This is a genomic window from Streptomyces sp. NPDC051452 (assembly GCF_044454765.1).
Taxonomy (GTDB): Bacteria; Actinomycetota; Actinomycetes; order Streptomycetales; family Streptomycetaceae; genus Streptomyces.
This window is the reverse complement of sequence record NZ_JBITEB010000017.1, coordinates 129854-147367: the sequence shown is the minus strand read 5'-3', so window position 1 is coordinate 147367 and position 17514 is coordinate 129854. Positions and strand designations below refer to the sequence as shown.

At 70.7% G+C, this 17514-nt stretch carries 17 protein-coding genes and 1 tRNA gene; 11 read left to right on the top strand and 7 right to left on the bottom strand.

Annotation, left to right across the window (positions count from 1 at the left end; all coding sequences use genetic code 11):
* The first annotated feature begins 466 nt into the window (after positions 1–466).
* Together ACIBA9_RS31195 and xerC are read left to right on the top strand one after the other, a co-directional pair.
* Entirely contained in the window at positions 467–679 is a 213-nt protein-coding gene (locus ACIBA9_RS31195; protein ID WP_399368257.1) for a helix-turn-helix domain-containing protein, read from the top strand.
* A gap of 70 nt (positions 680–749) precedes the next feature.
* Positions 750–1928 (top strand): tyrosine recombinase XerC, encoded by a 1179-nt coding sequence (gene xerC / locus ACIBA9_RS31190; protein ID WP_399368255.1) that lies wholly within the window; start codon positions 750–752, stop codon positions 1926–1928.
* Positions 1929–2011: 83 nt separating this feature from the next.
* Here the strand turns inward: xerC and ACIBA9_RS31185 are convergent.
* From ACIBA9_RS31185 to ACIBA9_RS31175, 3 genes are all read right to left on the bottom strand, one after another.
* Positions 2012–2085, bottom strand: a tRNA-Pro gene (locus ACIBA9_RS31185).
* 66 nt (positions 2086–2151) lie between these two features.
* On the bottom strand, positions 2152–2910 hold the full coding sequence (locus tag ACIBA9_RS31180; RefSeq protein ID WP_399368253.1) for a Pr6Pr family membrane protein: 759 nt from the start codon (positions 2908–2910) through the stop codon (positions 2152–2154).
* A 141-nt stretch (positions 2911–3051) separates the two neighbouring features.
* A complete protein-coding gene (locus ACIBA9_RS31175) occupies positions 3052–3978 on the bottom strand; it encodes a metallophosphoesterase (protein WP_399368251.1) in 927 nt (308 codons plus the stop codon).
* Positions 3979–4072: 94 nt separating this feature from the next.
* On the opposite strand from ACIBA9_RS31175, the gene ACIBA9_RS31170 reads away from it, so the two are divergent.
* Positions 4073–4540, top strand: coding sequence for a GatB/YqeY domain-containing protein (locus ACIBA9_RS31170; RefSeq protein WP_399368249.1), 468 nt, complete (start codon positions 4073–4075; stop codon positions 4538–4540).
* A gap of 232 nt (positions 4541–4772) precedes the next feature.
* Here the strand turns inward: ACIBA9_RS31170 and ACIBA9_RS31165 are convergent, their stop codons facing one another.
* Positions 4773–7136: a transglycosylase domain-containing protein gene (locus ACIBA9_RS31165; protein ID WP_399368247.1), complete on the bottom strand. Its 2364-nt coding sequence runs from the start codon at positions 7134–7136 to the stop codon at positions 4773–4775.
* Positions 7137–7699: 563 nt separating this feature from the next.
* Here ACIBA9_RS31165 and wblA point away from each other — a divergent pair.
* Positions 7700–8038 (top strand): transcriptional regulator WblA, encoded by a 339-nt coding sequence (wblA, locus tag ACIBA9_RS31160; RefSeq protein ID WP_399368342.1) that lies wholly within the window; start codon positions 7700–7702, stop codon positions 8036–8038.
* A gap of 422 nt (positions 8039–8460) precedes the next feature.
* Here the strand turns inward: wblA and ACIBA9_RS31155 are convergent, their stop codons facing one another.
* Positions 8461–9825, bottom strand: a complete 1365-nt coding sequence (locus ACIBA9_RS31155) for an ArsA family ATPase (RefSeq protein WP_399368245.1) — start codon at positions 9823–9825, stop codon at positions 8461–8463.
* Complete coding sequence (locus tag ACIBA9_RS31150; protein ID WP_399368243.1) at positions 9822–10799, bottom strand: ArsA family ATPase; 978 nt, start codon at positions 10797–10799, stop codon at positions 9822–9824. The genes ACIBA9_RS31155 and ACIBA9_RS31150 overlap by 4 nt, the downstream gene beginning before the upstream one ends.
* 142 nt (positions 10800–10941) lie before the next feature.
* Here ACIBA9_RS31150 and ACIBA9_RS31145 point away from each other — a divergent pair, with 142 nt between their 5' ends.
* The 4 genes from ACIBA9_RS31145 to ACIBA9_RS31130 all read left to right on the top strand — a co-directional run bounded on the left by ACIBA9_RS31145 (position 10942) and on the right by ACIBA9_RS31130 (position 13358).
* Positions 10942–11103, top strand: a complete 162-nt coding sequence (locus ACIBA9_RS31145) for a DUF4177 domain-containing protein (protein WP_362150130.1) — start codon at positions 10942–10944, stop codon at positions 11101–11103.
* On the top strand, positions 11100–11564 hold the full coding sequence (locus ACIBA9_RS31140) for a RidA family protein (RefSeq protein WP_362150133.1): 465 nt from the start codon (positions 11100–11102) through the stop codon (positions 11562–11564). Before ACIBA9_RS31145 ends, ACIBA9_RS31140 begins: the two co-directional genes overlap by 4 nt.
* 67 nt (positions 11565–11631) lie before the next feature.
* On the top strand, positions 11632–12531 hold the full coding sequence (locus ACIBA9_RS31135; protein ID WP_399368240.1) for an NUDIX hydrolase: 900 nt from the start codon (positions 11632–11634) through the stop codon (positions 12529–12531).
* Positions 12528–13358, top strand: coding sequence for an MBL fold metallo-hydrolase (locus ACIBA9_RS31130; protein ID WP_399368238.1), 831 nt, complete (start codon positions 12528–12530; stop codon positions 13356–13358). The genes ACIBA9_RS31135 and ACIBA9_RS31130 overlap by 4 nt, the downstream gene beginning before the upstream one ends.
* A 162-nt stretch (positions 13359–13520) precedes the next feature.
* Here the strand turns inward: ACIBA9_RS31130 and ACIBA9_RS31125 are convergent, their stop codons facing one another.
* On the bottom strand, positions 13521–14195 hold the full coding sequence (locus ACIBA9_RS31125) for a Crp/Fnr family transcriptional regulator (protein ID WP_353601515.1): 675 nt from the start codon (positions 14193–14195) through the stop codon (positions 13521–13523).
* Positions 14196–14630: 435 nt separating this feature from the next.
* On the opposite strand from ACIBA9_RS31125, the gene nth reads away from it, so the two are divergent.
* The 3 genes from nth (at position 14631) to ACIBA9_RS31110 (ending at position 17509) form a co-directional block, all read left to right on the top strand.
* Entirely contained in the window at positions 14631–15467 is an 837-nt protein-coding gene (gene nth, locus ACIBA9_RS31120; protein WP_399368236.1) for an endonuclease III, read from the top strand.
* A 55-nt stretch (positions 15468–15522) separates the two neighbouring features.
* Positions 15523–16218, top strand: coding sequence for an NUDIX hydrolase (locus ACIBA9_RS31115; RefSeq protein WP_399368234.1), 696 nt, complete (start codon positions 15523–15525; stop codon positions 16216–16218).
* 91 nt (positions 16219–16309) lie between these two features.
* Entirely contained in the window at positions 16310–17509 is a 1200-nt protein-coding gene (locus ACIBA9_RS31110) for a MarP family serine protease (RefSeq protein ID WP_399368232.1), read from the top strand.
* Positions 17510–17514 lie beyond the last annotated feature (5 nt).

Below are 17514 nucleotides of genomic sequence, written 5' to 3'. Positions count from 1 at the left end.
GACACCGAACAAGCAAGAGGAGCACCCCGCGCCCGGGCGGTGCTCCTCTTGCTGTTCCGGCGGCTTGCCGCCGCTGCACAAGTCGCGCCGCGAAGCGGCTCCTTCTTCACGTGCTGAGCGACACCACACCACCACAGACACCACCCCTCTCTTTTTCCTAAGAGAGGAGACGCTGCGTCACCCACGTCACCAGCCGCCCGAAACCGGCCCCTGACCAGTGGCTACAGGGATGACGCGGACGGCCGACACCTGCGTCATCCGACGTCACCCGCGTCACGGGTGACAGAGCGCCGCCCCGCCCGGTGACACGCGCCGAGCTGCCCGCGTCACCGAATGCCGCAGGTCAGAGGCACAGATGACGTGAGTGACGCGATGACGCAGAAACGCGAACCTCGGACAGACGCGTGCCAAGGTCCCGAGTCCAACCCTCGAAGGCAAAGACGAACTGCCCAGGAGGCACCCCCGGATGACCATCACGATTGCCTCTCCCGCTGAGCGGGTGTTGTACCGACCAGAAGAAGCAGCGGCGGCCTTGGGCATCGGTCGCTCGCTGGTCTACGAGGAGATCCGCCTTGGGCGTCTCCAGACGGTTCGGATCGGCCGTCGGCGGCTTGTCCCGCCCGAGTACATCGCGCAGTACGTCGAGTTGCTTAAGCGCGAGGCAGAAGCCGCCGCCTGACTCACCTCCGTTCGTTCGCATCCACCGGGCCGCGCCATCGGGCGCGGCCCGCTCGTTTGGAGAACACCACATGACCGAGACGCCAAAGGTCCGCAGGGCTGGCCACGGTGAAGACACGATCTACTGGGACGCGGCGAAGAACCGCTTCGTGGGGGCCGTGTCCCTCGGGTACGCCCCGAACGGTAAGCGCCGACGGCCGAAGGTCTACGGCAAGACCAAGACCGAGGTCCGCCAGAAGATCCGGGACTTGAAGAAGGAAGTGCAGTCGGGCGTCAAGACACCAGCCAACTACACCGTGACCGATGCGGTGAATGACTGGCTGGAGCGCGGCCTGAAGGGGCGCGACGAGAAGGGCACCATCGGCAAGAACCGTTCGATGGCCAACAAGCATCTGATTCCGTTCATCGGCAAAGCCAAGCTGAAAGACCTCAGTGCGGACGACGTCGATGACTGGCTGGACGGCAGGGCCGAGTTTCTGGCGACGCGCAGTCTCCGCGACCTGCTCGCCATCCTGCGCCGTTCCATCGAGCAGGCTCAGCGCAGGGACAAGGCCGCGCGGAACGTCGCTGTGCTGGTCGCCGCTCCGGAAGGACGGCCGGGGCGTCCGAGTAAAGCCCTGAACCTCAAGCAGGCGGAGGCCGTGCTAGCCGCGGCTCGCCCTTCGCGGCTGTACGCCTACCTCGTGCTCTCGCTTCTCAGCGGCGTACGAACGGAGGAGGCGCGACCCCTCACCTGGGATCACGTCTTCCTGGAGACGGACGAGGGCACCCCGCCTCACGTCGCCGTGTGGCGATCGGTGCGCAAGCACGGCGAGACCAAGACCAGGAAGAGCCGGCGGACCATTGCTCTGCCGAAACAGGTGGTCGACGTCCTCGAAGAACACAAGCGGTGGCAGAAGCAGGAGAGGGCGTCCCGAGGTATGGAGTGGAGTCCGGCCGGCCGCGTCTTTACGACGCGGTCTGGTGAACCGCTGGACGCGGCCAACGTGCGGCGTGACTTCAAGGCCATCGTCAAGAAGGCGGGGCTGGTACCTGAGTGGACGCCGCGCGAGCTGCGGCACAGCTTCGTCTCGCTGCTCTCGGACCATGGCATCCCGCTGGAGCGCATCGCGCAGCTCGTCGGGCACACCAGTCAGGCGACGACGGAGGCCGTCTACCGGAAGCAGCTCCGGCCGGTCATCACCGAGGGCGCGGAAGCCATGGACGTGATCTTTGCTCAGCGTCGTGAGGCGACCGCCTGCGAGGCTTGATCAGAAACCTTTGGCCCCCCGTTTGGCCCCCGAGCACGACAAAGCCTGGGGGGTAAAACTACCCTCCCAGGCTTTGACCAGCGTCGGGGTGGCGGGATTTGAACCCACGACCTCTTCGTCCCGAACGAAGCGCGCTGCCAAGCTGCGCCACACCCCGATGTCGCTGCTTGTCGCGGCGACGACGTTTACTTTAGCCCACCGGTGCCTGTAGACGAAATCCGGTTTAGAGGCGGTGGCGGGCCGGGGTCGGGCGGGTGTGGTCCAGAGCCACCAGGAGGACCGCCAGGGCGTACATCGCGAGGCCCAGGAGGAGGGCGTTGGCCAGGCTGTGGCGGTAGCCGTGGGCGGTCACGTCCAGGAAGGGATACAGGTAGCGGGCCGGGTCGGAGGGCGGGAGGAAGGCTGCCCGGATCAGGGAGAAGGCCAGGTAGGCCAGGGGGTAGAGAAGCCAGCTCGCGGCCTGGCGCAGGTGCAGGTGGCCCCTGGGCGTGAAGACCAGCCAGTCCAGCAGGGCGGCCGCGGGCACCACCGTGTGCAGCAGCTGCAGCGCCCCCCACGCGACGTGCCAGCGCTCCGGGAGCGTCGTCGCGCCCGACATGGAGAACGGGGGCGTCGTGTGGGCCAGCAGCAGGTGGTAGACCAGCGCGCTGATCACGGCGTAGAGGAGTACGGCTCCCGTCACGGCGGACGGCAGCGGGCGGCGGGCCCGCCAGGCCCTGGACGCCGACAGGAACATGACCATGGCCAGCAGCACGTTGGTCTGGATCCCGAAGTAGCTCAGGGTGCGGCCCGGAGTGCCCAGCAGCAGTTCCAGTGCCACGCCCGCGGCCGCCGCCACGGCGGTCAGCAGGCGGAACGCGGCTGTCAGGGGCCGATGAACCGGCGCCACCACCGCCGTGGCCGGGACCGGAGAGGGCAGCAGCAGGGGCGGGCCCGGGACCGCGGGCAGGTCCGGGATCTCCCTGGGTATGGGGGCGGTCATGCCCTCACGCTAGGAGCGGGGGTAGGGCACGGCCATGCGGACTACGCCGGGTGGGTGACAGGGAGAGGAGGAGACGAGAGGAGAGGAGAGGAGAGGTCCCGGGGGCGGCGCCGACGGGACCACCGCTGATGCCCCGCCGGGTCAGTCCTCGCTCACCAGCGTCAGCAGCGTCGCCTCCGGTGGGCAGGCGAAGCGGACCGGGGTGTAGCGGTTGGTGCCGCAGCCCGCCGAGACGTGGAGGTAGGAGGTGTGGCCCTCGGCCGTGTGCCGGGAGAGCCCCTTCACCCGGTCCGTGTCCAGGTCGCAGTTGGTGACCAGGGCGCCGTAGAAGGGGATGCACAGCTGGCCGCCGTGGGTGTGGCCGGCCAGGACCAGGGGGTAGCCGTCCGCCGTGAAGGCGTCGAGGGCGCGCAGGTAGGGAGCGTGCACCACGCCGAGCGAGAAGTCGTACGTCCCGGACGGACCGCCCGCCACCCGCGCATAGCGGTCGCGCTTGATGTGCGGATCGTCCAGGCCGGTCAGCTCGATCGACGCGCCCTCGACCTTGAGGACACCGCGCGTGTTCGTCAGGTTCAGCCAGCCCGCCGCGTCGAAGCCGTCGCGGAGGTCCTCCCACGGGTTGTGGATGACGCCCACCGCCGGCGCGTTGCCGTTCAGGCCGTGGCGTCCGCTCGTCTTCTCCAGCAAGTAACGGGCGGGGTTGCGGAGTTTGGGGCCGTAGTAGTCGTTGGAACCGAAGACGTAGGCGCCCGGGAACTCCATCAGGGGGCCGAGCGCGTCCATGACCTCGGGTACGCCCTCGGGGTCCGACAGGTTGTCGCCCGTGTTGATCACGAAGTCCGGGCGCAGGCCCGCCAGCGACCGCAGCCAGCGCTGCTTCTTGCGCTGCCCGCTCACCATGTGGATGTCGGACACCTGCAGCACGCGCAGCGGGCGCATGCCGGGCGGGAGGACCGGGACCGTCACTCGTCGCAGGCGGAAGGAGCGGGCCTCGAAGCCCGCCGCGTACGCCACTCCGGCGGCGCCTGCCGCCATGATTCCCAGGGGTACTCCGTATCGCGCGCGCATACGACCATCGTGTCAGACCCCGGTGGTACGACGAGACCGGCCGCCCCTTTAATCGGCGGGCGTTCGAGCCGCCGCACCTGCGACAATCGACCGCATGACCACCACGCTCAAGTCGAAGCTGCACGACGACCTCAACGCCGCGATCAAGGAGCGGAACGAGCTGCGCTCCTCGACGCTCCGGCTGACGCTCGCCGCGATCACCAAGGAGGAGGTCGCGGGCAAGGAGAAGCGGGAGCTGTCCGACGACGAGGTCCTCAAGGTGATCACCCGTGAGGCGAAGAAGCGCAGGGAGGCCGCGGACGCCTTCGCACAGGGCGGTCGTACCGAGCAGGCCGAGCGGGAGAAGGCCGAGGGCGAGGTGCTCGCCGAGTACCTGCCCAAGCAGCTGTCCGACGACGAGCTGCACACGATCGTCGCCCAGGCCGTGGAAGAGGCGAAGGCGGCCGGCGCCGAGGGGCCGCGGGCCATGGGCGCCGTCATGAAGATCGTGAACCCGAAGGTGGCCGGCCAGGCCGAGGGCGGCCGCGTCGCCGCCGTGGTGAAGAAGCTGCTCCAAGGCTGAGCGGCACCGGCGGCCGCAAGCGGCAGGCGGCGAGCGACAGCCCGCAAGCGCTGACCGCTGACCCCTGCCCGGTACGACGGCGGGGCGCACCCCTGACCGGTACGACGGCGGGGCGCACCCCTGACCGGTACGACGCCGGGGCCGCACCCCTGCCCGGTACGACGGCGGGGCCGCACCCCTCACCGGGTGCGGCCCCGCCGTCGTGTTCCGTATTCCGGAGATCAGTGGTGGATCAGCCCCGCTGGCCCCCGCTGCGATTCGCGCCCCCGCCGTTGCCCTGGTTGCCGCCGTTGCCCTGGCCCTGGATGAGGTTGCCGGGGAGGGAGAAGGTCGGCGTCGGGAGGGTGCCGCCGGCGCCGTCGCCCGTGGTGCCGCCCGGCCCGCCCCCGGTGGTGTCCCCGCCCGTCGGGCCACCGATCAGACCGCCGATCAGACCGCCGTGGTTGTCACCGTTCCCCCGGCCGTGGCCCCTGTTGCCGTGACCGTTGCCGTCGCCCTGGTCGCCCTCGTCGTTGTTGTCGTCGGGGATGTCGACCAGATGGAAGTCCGGCGCGGGCTTGCCCTCCAGGGCGCCGGTCATCATGTCGCGCCAGATCGGGCCCGGGACCTCGCCGCCGAACACCTTGTCGTGCGGGACGCCGCCGATGGTGATGTTGATCATCTTCCGCTTGTGCTGCGGATCGCCGACCCACACCGCGCCCGCCATGTTCGGGGTGTAGCCGACGAACCAGGCCGCGAAGCGCTCGTCCGTCGTACCCGTCTTGCCCGCGTTCGCGCGGCTGTCGAGACCGGCCTCCTGGCCCGTACCGTCCTCGACCACACCCTTGAGGAGCGTGGTGACGGTGTCGGCGGTCTTCTCCGACATCGCGCGCGAGCAGGTCGACTTCGGCACCGCCAGCGACTTCTGCTCGCTGCCGACCTTCTGGGTGATCGACTCGATGGCGATCGGCGTGCAGTACATGCCGCGCGAGGCGAAGGTGGCGTACGCGCTCGCCATCGTCAGCGGGGACATCTCCTGGGTGCCCAGCGCGATCGACGGGGCCTGCTGGATCTTCCGGCCGTCCGCGCGCGCCACGCCCATCTTCTTGGCCATGTCGGTCACGGGGCAGATGCCGATGTCGCTGATCAGCTGCACATAGTAGGTGTTGACCGACTTGGCGGTCGCCTCCTTCATGCCGTACGGGCCGTGCTCCGACTCGTTCTCGTTGGCCAGCTTGGTCGGCTTGCGCGGATCGTCGTGCCAGGTCTTGCCGTCACACGCGGACACCGGGCTCGGGTAGGTCATCTGGTACGGCGACGGGTACTGCTGGGTCGCGGGCTTGCCGCCCTCGATGGCGGCGGCCGCGACGATCGGCTTGAACGTCGAACCGGGCTGGTAGCCCGCGCCGCCGCCCATGTCCTGGTTCACGGACAGATTGATCGACGTCTCGTGTTCCTTGATGCTGACGCCGTACGGGCGGGACTGGCCCATGGCGAGGATCTTGCCGGTGCCGGGCTCGACGACGGCCGCGGCGGTGGCGACGGAGTCGCTCTTGTACACGTGCTCCTTGATGGACGCCTGCGCCGACTCCTGCGACTGCGGGTCGAGCGTCGTACGGATCGTCAGGCCGCCCTGGTTCCAGAGCTTCGCCCGGGCCTCCTTGGACTTGCCGAAGGTGGGGTCGGTCAGGACGACCTGGCGCACGTAGTCGCAGAAGAAGCCGGCGCCCTTCACCGCGGTGATGCAGCCGTTCTTGGGCCGGCTGGGGTGGAGTCCGAGCGGCTTCCCCTTGGCCTCGTCGGCCTCCTTCTGGGAGATGTCGCCGAGTTCCGCCATGCGCTGCAGGACGATGTTGCGCCGTTTGGTGGCCTCGGCCTCGTCGTTGACCGGGTCGTAGCGGCTCGGGGACTGCACGATGCCGGCCAGCAGCGCGGCCTCCTGCACGTTCAGGGCCTTGGCGTGCTTGGAGAAGTAGCGCTGGGCGGCCGCCTCGACGCCGTAGGCCTGCTCACCGAAGAAGGTGATGTTGAGGTAGTTCTCGAGGATCTTCTTCTTGCCGAGCTTGTCCTCGATCTGGATCGCGTACTTCAGTTCCCGGATCTTGCGGCCGAGGGTCTGCTGGGTGGCCTGGGCGACCTTGGTGGGGTCGTCGCCGGCCTCCTCGATGAAGTAGTTCTTCACCAGCTGCTGGGTGAGCGTGGAGGCGCCCTGGGCGACCCCGCCCTCCTGCGCGTTCTTGTTCACGGCGCGCAGCACGCCCTTGAGGTCCACCGCGCCGTGCTGGTAGAAGCGCGAGTCCTCGATCGCGACGATCGCCTTCTGCATGTAAGGCGAGATGTCCTTGAGGTCGACCACCGTACGGTCACGGGAGTAGACGGTCGCGATCTGGCCGCCCTGGTTGTCCAGGATCGCCGTGCGCTGACTGAGCCGAGGGCTCTTCAGGTTGGCCGGGATCTCGTCGAAGCTCTTCACCGAGCCCTTGGCCGCGAGGCCCAGCGCGCCGGCCGCGGGCAGCGCGATGCCCGCCATCACGGCTCCCGCGAGCACACTGACACCGAGGAACTTGGCGGCCTGCTGGGTTACCGACAGGCCACTGCCCGAGCGCTTCTTTGGCATGGGGGCAGCCTAATCCGTACTCATGAGCGTTCCGAGGGACCGGCTCCCCGTCGGGATGTTCGGGTGCCGGATCGTGACGTACCGGTCGGAGAGCGCGGCATCGGGAAACGCCTGCGGGCGCCGAGAATCCGGCGGTCCGCGCCGATACACCGCAAACCGGGGGACCCAGGTTCTCATTCGCCGGACACGCGCGCAGGCCTTGGCCTAAGCTGCTCTCAACTGTCACGGCACCGCGGCCACGTATCAATACGTCCGACGACCCCGAATCGTTTCGGACGTGCCCCGTTTTTCTGTGGAAAACGTGTCCGAATCCGCCTCGTGTGTCACCTGGCGTCCGGTGTGGCGCACCACCGCTGTCCCGGATTGCCTGGATAGTCGCGTATGCCGCCAGCTCACTCCCGCGGGTGATCTGCCGCTTACCCATAGTCCGTTCGGGCCATTCAAGATTGGGCCCGAAGGGGGTGTTGCGCTGTCCCCACCTTCCGTAACGTCCTCAACTGGCGGCGGTGAATATGCCGCTGCCGCCGTGGGGGAGCCTCGATTCGGGAGAGGACGGCGCCGGTATGGGCTGGGTAACCGACTGGAGTGCGCAGGCCGCCTGCCGCACTACCGATCCGGATGAACTGTTCGTTCAGGGAGCAGCGCAGAACAGGGCCAAGGCGGTGTGCACCGGATGCCCGGTACGCACCGAGTGCCTGGCCGATGCGCTGGACAATCGCGTCGAGTTCGGTGTGTGGGGAGGTATGACGGAGCGCGAGCGCCGCGCGCTGCTGCGCAGGCGGCCCACCGTGACCTCCTGGCGCAGGCTGCTGGAAACCGCCCGCCTGGAGTACGAGCGGGGCCTCGGCATCCTGCCGCTCGACAGCGACGAGGTGTACGAGAGCTACGCGGCGGTGGGCTGAGGGCACTCGGGCATACGCCCCGGGCAACTTCCGCTTCCGCCACCGTCCACCGTCCATCGTCCGCCGAGGGCATCACCGGTCGCACCGGCCTGCCCGCACCGGCCTGCCGCGCCAGGCGGACGAGCGCGGTCAGGGGCGGGGAAGCGCCCTGAAGCCACAGCTCAAGCAGCAGGCGAAGTGGGCCCAGGCGCCGAGAACGGTGCGCCGGGGCACGGGACGCGTCGATCGGGCCCTCACCTGGGGGAGCCGCGATCGGTTCATCTCCCGCTGCCCCTACGACCGTCAGCCCACGTCAGGCCCCTACGGCGCGCCGCGTACCGCAGGCCCTGCCACGGCCGGCCCCCACACGCGCCCGCGTGTCCGCACGCCAGCGCGTGAATCGGCTCGCGCGCGATCGACCTCGGTCGGCGGCCTTCGGGCCGCTACCGCGACGGCTCCGTGCGCTCCGGTCCCTCCGCCTCGCCCGGGGTCTCCTCCGTCCCACCCGAGGCCAGCAGGGTGCCGATGTCGCGCAGGCCGACGAGGTCGTGGACGTCGCCGGGCAGTGCGGGTACGTCCACCACCGCCACCTCGGGGTGGCGGGCGGTGAACCGGTCACGCGTGCGCTGCTCGCGCGAGAGCAGCCGCATGCGCTCGGCGTGCAGCCTCAACAGGCCCGCGGTGAGCAGGTCGACGGGGCGTTCCGTGTCGGCGGGGGAGCCTTCCTCGGAAGCGGTGTCACCGGCTGCGGCCTCGGATGCCGGAGTGTGTGAACTGCCGTACGTGTCGAGAGAGTTACGAAGTCCAGCTTTCCCGTCCCCCTGATCCACAATGCGGGGGTCGTCAAGATTTTCCGCGGCGGCCAGCGCCCGCTCGGCCGACAGCCCGGCGGCGCCGGTGCCGTGCACCCGGTTCAGCACCAGACCGACCAGCGGCATGTGCTCCGCGGCCAGCCGCTCCACGAAGTAGGCGGCCTCGCGCAACGCGTCCCGCTCCGGCGCCGCCACCACCAGGAACGCCGTACCGGGCGCCTGGAGCAGCTTGTACGTGGCGTCCGCGCGGGTACGGAAACCACCGAACGTGGTGTCCATGGCGGCCACGAACGTCTGGACGTCCTTGAGCAGCTGACCGCCCAGCAGTTTGCCGAGCGTGCCCGTCATCATCGACATGCCGACGTTCAGGAAGGCCATTCCCGCGCGGCCGCCCAGCTTGGCGGGAGCGGTGAGCAGGCGGATCAGCCGGCCGTCCAGGAAGGAGCCGAGCCGCTTGGGCGCGTCCAGGAAGTCCAGCGCCGAGCGGGACGGCGGGGTGTCGACCACGATCAGGTCCCACTCGTCCCGGGCCCGCAGCTGGCCCAGCTTCTCCATCGCCATGTACTCCTGCGTGCCCGCGAAGCCCGCCGAGAGCGACTGGTAGAAGGGGTTCGCCAGGATCACCGCCGCCCGCTCGGAGTCCGCGTGCGCCTCCACGACCTCGTCGAAGGTGCGCTTCATGTCGAGCATCATGGCGTGCAGTTCGCCCGTGCCCTCGGTGCCCTTCACCCGGCGCGGCACGTTGTCCAGCGAGTCGATGCCCATGGACTGGGCGAGCCGCTTGGCCGGGTCGATGGTCAGGACGACCACCTTGCGGCCCCGCTCCGCCGCCCGCAGCCCCAGGGCCGCCGCGGTCGTCGTCTTGCCGACCCCTCCCGAGCCACAGCACACCACGATCCGTGTCCCGGGGTCGTCCAGCAGCGGATCGACGTCCAGCGCGCGCGTGGGGGACAGACGCCGGGGCGTCTCCTGGGCCTCGGCCGGGTCGGGACTCATGACAACCCCTGCTTCCGCAGCTCGGTGGCGAGTTCATACACGCCCGCCAGGTCCATGCCCTCGGCGAGCAGCGGCAGTTCGTGGGACGGCAGGCCCAGCTCGCCGAGGGCCGCGCGCTGCTCCTGCTCCAGCGCGTACCGCTCGGCGTACTCGGCGGCCTGGTTCAGTAGCGGGTCCACCAGCTTCCCGGCGTTCCCGCCGCGCCGGGCCCCGCCGAGCCCCGCGGCCGAGAGCGCCCGCGCGACCGAGGAGTGCTCCACGGTGCCCACGAGTTCCAGGTCCGCCGCGGTCAACACCTCCGGACGGACCATGTTCACGATGATCCGGCCCACCGGAAGCCGGGCCGCCCGCAGCTCGGCGATGCCGTCGGCGGTCTCCTGGACGGGCATCTCCTCCAGCAGTGTCACCAGGTGCACGGCCGTCTCCGGCGACTTGAGCACCCGCATCACCGCCTGCGCCTGATTGTGTATGGGGCCGATCTTCGCGAGGCCCGCCACCTCGTCGTTGACGTTCAGGAAGCGGGTGATGCGGCCGGTCGGCGGGGCGTCCATGACGACGTAGTCGTACGCGAACCGTCCCCTCTTGTCCTTGCGGCGCACCGCCTCGCACGCCTTGCCGGTCAGCAGGACGTCCCTGATGCCGGGGGCGATGGTGGTGGCGAAGTCGATGGCGCCGATCTTCTTCAGGGCCCGCCCCGCCCCGCCCAGCTTGTAGAACATCTGGAGGTAGTCCAGAAGGGCCAGTTCGGCGTCTATGGCGAGGGCGTGCACCTCCCCGCCCCCGGGAGCTACGGCGATCTTCCGTTCCTCATAGGGCAACGCCTCCGTCTCGAAGAGCTGTGCGATGCCCTGCCGGCCCTCGACCTCCACGAGAAGCGTCCGCTTCCCCTCGGTGGCGAGGGCCAGCGCGAGGGCGGCGGCGACCGTCGTCTTTCCGGTCCCGCCCTTGCCGCTGACGACCTGGAGCCTGCTCACGTCTTCGAGCCTAACCAGTCCGGCCGACACTCACGCGGGAGGCTGTGGATAACGGTGGTCACAGTCGGCCACGTGTTCGGCGCGAACCGGCGGCCCCGGACGTCCGTCCGGCCCCCCGGGGACAGCGGATAAAGTCGCCCCCATGACCAAGAAGTGGGAATACTCGACCGTGCCGCTGCTCGTCCATGCCACGAAGCAGATCCTGGACACCTGGGGCGAGGACGGCTGGGAGCTGGTGCAGGTCGTGCCCGGGCCCAACCCCGAGCAGCTCGTGGCCTACCTGAAGCGGGAGAAGCAGGCATGAGCGCGGTCGAGGCCAAATTGGCCGAATTGGGCCTGACCCTGCCGGAGGTCGTACCGCCGCTGGCCGCGTACCAGCCGGCCGTACGGTCCGGTGTGTACGTCTACACCGCGGGCCAGCTCCCGATGGTGGAGGGCAAGCTGCCGGTCACCGGCAAGGTGGGCGCGGAGGTCACGCCCGAGGAGGCCAAGGACCTGGCCCGCATCTGCGCGCTGAACGCGCTGGCCGCCGTGAAGTCCGTCGCCGGTGACCTGGACCGCATCGCGCGCGTGGTGAAGGTCGTCGGCTTCGTCGCCTCCGCGGCCGACTTCACCGGGCAGCCCGGCGTCGTCAACGGTGCCAGCGAACTGCTCGGTGCCGTCCTCGGTGACAAGGGCGTGCACGCCCGCAGCGCGGTCGGCGTCACGGTGCTGCCCCTGGATGCGCCGGTCGAGGTCGAGATCCAGGTGGAACTCGTCCCGTAGGCCGCCACGGCCCCGCTGACCTCGGGTACCTCTCGAACATTCGCCCTATACGGGATAGCCTCCGGCCATGGCGAACGGTCAGTGGTATCCCCCGGAGTGGCCGGACCGCATCCGCGCGCTCGCGGACGGCGCCCTCACCCCGGTGGCCCCCAGGCGCGCGGCCACCGTGCTGCTCCTGAAGGACACCCCGGACGGCCCTGTCGTCCACATGCTGCGCAGACGCGCCTCCATGGCCTTCGCCGGGGGCGCGTACGCGTATCCCGGCGGCGGTGTCGATCCGCGCGACGACGACCGCCGGGTCCGCTGGGCGGGCCCCACGCGCGCGTGGTGGGCCGAGCGGCTGGGCGTGGACGAGAACGGCGCCCAGGCCATCGTGTGCGCGGCCGTCCGGGAGACGTACGAGGAGGCGGGCGTCCTGCTCGCCGGACCCGACGCGGAGTCGGTCGTCGGCGACACCACCGGTGCGGACTGGGAGGCGGACCGGGCCGCCCTGGTGGCCCGTGAGCTGTCCTTCGCCGAGTTCCTCGACCGGCGCGGCCTGGTCCTGCGCTCGGACCTGCTGGGCGCCTGGGCGCGGTGGATCACCCCCGAGTTCGAGGCCCGCCGCTACGACACCTGGTTCTTCGTGGCCGTCCTCCCCGAGGGGCAGCGCACCCGGAACGCCTCCACGGAGGCCGACCGCGCGGTGTGGATCCGCCCCGAGCAGGCGGCCGGCGGCTACGACCGGGGCGAGCTGCTGATGATGCCGCCCACCATCGCCACCCTGCGCCGGCTCCTCCCGTACGCCACCGCCGCCGAGGCGCTGTCGGCCGCTCCCGCGCGCGACATGACGCCGGTCCTGGCGACCGCCCGCCTCCAGGACGGCGAGATCGTCCTGTCCTGGCCCGGGCACGACGAATTCACCAAGCACGTCCCGACGGCGACCGGGACGACGACTTCGACGACGACCGGTGGGGGCCCCGCATGAGCGACGAAGCAGCCCTGCCGGGCCGGCCCAGGGACTCGGTCCGCTCCGGCCCCGCCACCGAACGGGCCGTCAACGTCCTCGCGCCGAACCCCTCGGCGATGACCCTGGACGGCACCAACACCTGGATCGTCGCCGAGCCCGACTCCGACCTGGCCGTGGTGATCGACCCGGGCCCGCTGGACGAGGGCCATCTGCGCACCGTCGTGGACACGGCGGAGAAGGCCGGCAGGCGCATAGCCCTGACCCTCCTCACCCACGGCCACCCCGACCACGCCGAGGGCGCCGGCCGCTTCGCCGAGCTGACCGGCACACGCGTGCGTGCCCTCGATCCGGCGCTGCGGCTCGGGGACGAGGGGCTGGCCGCCGGAGACGTGATCACCGTCGGCGGCCTGGAGCTGAGGGTCGTACCGACCCCCGGGCACACCGCGGACTCGCTGAGCTTCCATCTGCCGGCCGACCGGGCCGTGCTGACCGGCGACACCGTCCTCGGGCGCGGGACGACGGTCGTGGCGCACCCCGACGGGCGGCTGGGCGACTATCTGGACTCGCTGCGGCGGCTGAGGTCCCTCGCGGTCGACGGCGGTGTGCACACCGTCCTGCCGGGCCACGGGCCGGTCCTGGATGACGCGCAGGGCGCCGTCGAGTTCTATCTGGCCCACCGCGCCAGCCGGCTCGCCCAGGTCGAGACGGCGGTCGAGAACGGGCTCCGCACCCCCGCCGAGGTCGTCGCCCACGTCTACGCCGACGTGGACCGCTCCCTGTGGCCGGCGGCGGAACTGTCGGTACGGGCCCAGCTGGAGTACCTGAGCGAGCACGGGCTGATCTGACCGAGCCCACGGGCGGCGTCGGGCGCGGGAGGGCGAGCGGGACGACGGGAAACGGCCCCGCCCGGCGCCCGGGGGCGAGGGACGGGGCCGTCTCGGGCCGTGGTCGGCGTCAGTCCGTGAGCCGCGACCGGCGTCGGCGGACCGCGGAGGCCGTAGCCGGCGTCAGCGGGACCGCTTGGCCAGGCGCTCGACGTCGAGCAGGATCACGGCCCGCGCCTCCAGGCGCAGCCAGCCGCGCTGGGCGAAGTCCGCGAGCGCCTTGTTCACGGTCTCGCGGGAGGCGCCGACCAGCTGGGCCAGCTCCTCCTGGGTGAGGTCGTGGACGACGTGGATGCCCTCCTCGGACTGCACGCCGAAGCGGCGCGAGAGGTCCAGCAGGGCGCGTGCCACGCGACCGGGGACGTCGGAGAAGACCAGGTCGGACATGGCGTCGTTGGTCTTGCGCAGCCGACGGGCGACGGCGCGCAGCAGGGCGCCGGCCACCTCGGGGCGGACGTTCAGCCAGGGCTGGAGGTCGCCGTGGCCGAGACCGAGCATCTTGACCTCGGTCAGCGCGGTCGCGGTCGCGGTGCGCGGTCCCGGGTCGAACAGCGACAGCTCGCCGATCAGCTCGCTGGGACCGACGACGGCGAGCATGTTCTCGCGGCCGTCGGGGGAGGTGCGGTGGAGCTTGACCTTGCCTTCGGTGACGACGTAGAGCCGGTCACCGGGGTCGCCCTCGTGAAACAGGGAGTCGCCGCGTGCGAGCGTCACCTCACTCATGGAGGCGCGCAGCTCCGCGGCCTGCTCGTCGTCGAGAGCCGCGAAGAGCGGGTTGCGCCGCAGAACGTCGTCCACGAGTTCTCTCCTTGTCGACCTGCTCAGGGGATCTTGCCCCCACGTGCCAGGGGACCGTGTTCCCCGTTTTGCCGGGCGGTCCAAACAGTGTGATCTGTCACAAGGATGCCGCACAGGTGTCCCGAGGTAAGCGGCAGGGGTCCAATCGGGGACCGCGCCCACCGGTCCGAGGAGGCTCCGGCCACCCGTCCGCGGGCCGACCGGGGGCCCAAGTGGCCGGTGACAGCAAGGCATAGCGGGCCGTACGGAGTTGCCGGACCGGTTGTATCCGAAGATTCCGCTGTGGGCGAACAGCGTCCGAAAGATGTGATGAATCGGATGAATCGGACCGACGGCAGCTGTCGTCGCGGCGGGTGCCGGGCCCCCGTCGCCCGAAGGACCGGTCCTCGTGGTGATCCACCACCGGCGCCCGTTCCGTCGGCGTAGCCTTCGTGCATGGCAGTGAGCAAGGCGCGCAAGGCGGCGACGGCGGTGACCGAGGCCGTGAAGCCCTGGAAGCCGGAGACCCGGACGGCGCTCGTGCGACGGGCCCGCAAGATCAACCGCGAACTCGCCGAGGTGTATCCGTACGCCCATCCCGAACTCGACTTCGAGAACCCCTTCCAGCTGCTGGTCGCCACCGTGCTGTCGGCCCAGACGACCGACCTGCGGGTCAACCAGACCACCCCGGCGCTGTTCGCCAAGTACCCGACTCCCGAGGACCTCGCGGCGGCCAATCCGGAGGAGGTCGAGGAGATCCTGCGCCCCTGCGGCTTCTTCCGGGCCAAGACCCGCTCGGTCATAGGGCTGTCCAAGGCGCTCACCGAGGAGTTCGGCGGCGAGGTGCCGGGCAGGCTGGAGGACCTGGTCAAGCTGCCCGGCGTCGGCCGCAAGACCGCCTTCGTCGTGCTCGGCAACGCCTTCGGCCGGCCCGGGATCACAGTGGACACCCACTTCCAGCGGCTGGTGCGGCGCTGGCGATGGACCGAGGAGAGCGACCCGGACAAGATCGAGGCCGCCGTCGGAGCGCTGTTCCCGAAGAGCGAGTGGACCGATCTGTCCCACCACGTGATCTGGCACGGCCGGCGCATCTGCCACGCCCGCAAGCCCGCCTGCGGCGCCTGCCCCATCGCCCCGCTCTGCCCGGCCTACGGCGAGGGCGAGACCGACCCGGAGAAGGCGAGGAAGTTGCTGAAGTACGAGAAGGGCGGCTTCCCCGGACAGCGCCTCAACCCTCCGCAGGCCTACCTCGACGCCGGCGGCAGGCCGGCGCCCCCGCTGGGGGCCGCGTGACGGGAACGATCCCGGGGACGTCGGGCGTTGGACAGGCACAGCGACGGGGGTGGAGATGACGAGGGCCAGCGAGACGCACCGCGGCGCGGTGACGCTCAGCACCGAGGGGCTGCCGGACTGGCTGGACCCGGTCGTGCGCGCCGCCGAGACGGTCAAGCCTTTCCAGCTCAGCCGTTTCCTGCCGCCGGAGAACGGCTCGGGCCGCAAGTCCGCCGTGCTGATCCTGTTCGGCGAGGGCGAGCGCGGTCCCGAGCTGCTGCTGATGGAACGGGCCGGCTCGCTGCGCTCGCACGCGGGACAGCCCTCCTTCCCGGGCGGCGCGCTCGACCCCGAGGACGGCGATCCGCAGGGCGACGGCCGGCTGCGGGCGGCGCTGCGCGAGGCCCAGGAGGAGACCGGCCTCGATCCGTCCGGCGTACAGCTCTTCGGCGTGCTCCCCGCCCTCTACATCCCGGTCAGCGGCTTCGTCGTCACGCCGGTGCTCGGCTGGTGGCGCGAGCCCAGCCCGGTCGGCGTCGTCGACCCGAACGAGACCGCGCGTGTCTTCACTGTCCCCGTGGCGGATCTCACTGACCCCGCCAACCGCGCCACCGCCGTGCACCCCCGCGGCCACCGGGGTCCGGCATTCCTGGTCGAATCGGCCCTGGTCTGGGGCTTCACGGCCGGAGTGATCGACCGCCTGCTGCACTACGCCGGCTGGGAGCGCCCCTGGGACCGGGAACAACAGGTCCCGCTCGACTGGCGCGCATGACAGGGTGAACCCCGTGCTGTATCCCCCGGGGCCCATCCCGGACCCCCGGCCGAGCTGCTGGGAGCGGAGTGAGTAGGCGAGGCCTGAAGCGGTGAACGTGCTGGACATCCTGTTGCTGGTCGCGGCCGTGTGGTTCGCGGTCGTGGGCTACCGCCAGGGCTTCGTCGTCGGCATCCTGTCGGTGATCGGGTTCCTGGGCGGCGGCCTCGTCGCCGTGTACACGCTGCCCGTCGCCTGGGACGCCGTGAGCGACAAGGCGCGGGTCGGCACCACCGCGGCCGTCGTGGCCGTGGTCGCCGTCATCCTCTGCGCCTCGGTCGGCCAGGCCCTGACCACGCATCTGGGCAACAAGCTCCGCCGGCACATCACCTGGTCCCCGGCCCGCGCCCTGGACGCCACCGGCGGCGCGCTGGTCAACGTCGTGGCGATGCTGCTCGTCGCCTGGCTGATCGGCTCCGCCCTGGCCGGTACGACGCTGCCGACGCTCGGCAGGGAGGTCCGCGACTCCAAGGTCCTCCTCGGCGTCTCGCGGACGCTGCCGACGCAGGCCGACACCTGGTTCGCGGACTTCTCCTCCGTCCTCGCGCAGAACGGCTTCCCGCAGGTCTTCAGCCCCTTCGCCAACGAGCCGATCAAGGACGTCCGGCCGCCCGACCCGGCCCTGGCGCGCGGTGCGGTGCCCGCCCGGGCCGAGCGCTCCATCGTCAAGGTCACCGGGACCGCCCCGAGCTGCGGGAAGGTCCTGGAGGGCACAGGATTCGTCTTCGCCGACCGCCGGGTGATGACCAACGCCCACGTCGTGGGCGGCGTCGACGCGCCGACCGTGCAGATAGGCGGCGAGGGCCGCAAATACGACGCCAAGGTCGTCCTGTACGACTGGAAGCGGGACATCGCCGTCCTCGACGTACCGGACCTGAAGGCGAGCGCCCTGCGGTTCAGCGGCCGGGACGCCGCCGGCGGGGACGGCGCGATCGTCGCGGGCTTCCCGGAGAACGGCTCGTACGACGTGCGTGCCGCCCGGCTGCGCGGGCGCATCACGGCCAACGGCCCGGACATCTACCATCGCGGCACCGTCCGCCGTGACGTCTACTCGCTGTACGCGACCGTCCGCCAGGGCAACTCCGGCGGCCCGCTGCTCACACCCGAAGGCCAGGTGTACGGCGTGGTCTTCGCCAAGTCCCTCGACGACGCGGACACCGGCTACGCCCTGACGGCGGACGAGATCCGCCCGGACATCGACCGGGGTCGCACGGCGAACGAAGAGGTGGGCACCGACAGCTGCGCGCTGTGAGGCCC

Coding starts and splice junctions, on each gene's coding strand:
- ACIBA9_RS31195 (WP_399368257.1), top strand. CDS start 467: ATGACCATCACGATTGCCTCTCCCGCTGAGCGGGTGTTGTACCGACCA.
- xerC (WP_399368255.1), top strand. CDS start 750: ATGACCGAGACGCCAAAGGTCCGCAGGGCTGGCCACGGTGAAGACACG.
- ACIBA9_RS31180 (WP_399368253.1), bottom strand. CDS start 2,910: ATGACCGCCCCCATACCCAGGGAGATCCCGGACCTGCCCGCGGTCCCG.
- ACIBA9_RS31175 (WP_399368251.1), bottom strand. CDS start 3,978: ATGCGCGCGCGATACGGAGTACCCCTGGGAATCATGGCGGCAGGCGCC.
- ACIBA9_RS31170 (WP_399368249.1), top strand. CDS start 4,073: ATGACCACCACGCTCAAGTCGAAGCTGCACGACGACCTCAACGCCGCG.
- ACIBA9_RS31165 (WP_399368247.1), bottom strand. CDS start 7,136: ATGCCAAAGAAGCGCTCGGGCAGTGGCCTGTCGGTAACCCAGCAGGCC.
- wblA (WP_399368342.1), top strand. CDS start 7,700: ATGGGCTGGGTAACCGACTGGAGTGCGCAGGCCGCCTGCCGCACTACC.
- ACIBA9_RS31155 (WP_399368245.1), bottom strand. CDS start 9,825: ATGAGTCCCGACCCGGCCGAGGCCCAGGAGACGCCCCGGCGTCTGTCC.
- ACIBA9_RS31145 (WP_362150130.1), top strand. CDS start 10,942: ATGACCAAGAAGTGGGAATACTCGACCGTGCCGCTGCTCGTCCATGCC.
- ACIBA9_RS31140 (WP_362150133.1), top strand. CDS start 11,100: ATGAGCGCGGTCGAGGCCAAATTGGCCGAATTGGGCCTGACCCTGCCG.
- ACIBA9_RS31135 (WP_399368240.1), top strand. CDS start 11,632: ATGGCGAACGGTCAGTGGTATCCCCCGGAGTGGCCGGACCGCATCCGC.
- ACIBA9_RS31130 (WP_399368238.1), top strand. CDS start 12,528: ATGAGCGACGAAGCAGCCCTGCCGGGCCGGCCCAGGGACTCGGTCCGC.
- nth (WP_399368236.1), top strand. CDS start 14,631: ATGGCAGTGAGCAAGGCGCGCAAGGCGGCGACGGCGGTGACCGAGGCC.
- ACIBA9_RS31115 (WP_399368234.1), top strand. CDS start 15,523: ATGACGAGGGCCAGCGAGACGCACCGCGGCGCGGTGACGCTCAGCACC.